Raw genomic sequence first — 513 nt, 5'->3', positions numbered from 1 at the left:
GCCCTAGACGCTCCAACTTCTCCTGCTCAAAGCTTTGAACTCCGATGGAAATTCGCGTGACCCCCGCTTTACGATAACCCACGAAACGCTCTGCTTCGATGGTGCCAGGGTTTGCTTCCATAGTGATTTCAATGTCTGGCTTGAATGGAATTCGCGCTTCGATGCCTTTTAGCAAACGCTCAATGCCTTTTGCAGAAATCAAACTTGGCGTACCACCGCCAATGAAGATGGAATGCAGCGGACGCGGTACGTCATTTAAGCGGTACTTATCAATATCGGTATCCAGATCTTCTAGAAGGGCACTGATGTACTCTTCTTCTGGGATCTCCGCTTTAAGCGCATGGGAGTTAAAGTCGCAATAAGGGCACTTTTGTACACACCATGGGATGTGTACATACAAGCTGAGTGCTGGGGGCGTTAACATGGACAAGTTCACTCGATCTTACTGTGCGGTTTGCGCTGATAACTGAGCAAACAGTGACTTCAGTGCTTTGCCGCGGTGAGACAACTGCT

Annotated in this window: 1 protein-coding gene; it reads right to left on the bottom strand. The window is 48.9% G+C overall.

Translation table 11 applies throughout. The annotated features are described in order from the left end of the window. Positions 1–424, bottom strand: a 424-nt coding sequence (locus tag R7044_RS28170) for a radical SAM protein (RefSeq protein WP_263857082.1), incomplete at its 3' end; no start/stop codon positions are given. Positions 425–513 lie beyond the last annotated feature (89 nt).

The organism is Vibrio sp. 1402 (assembly GCF_033340275.1).
The sequence above is the reverse complement of the archived record's forward strand: the minus strand, read 5'-3'. Positions and strand labels throughout refer to the sequence as shown.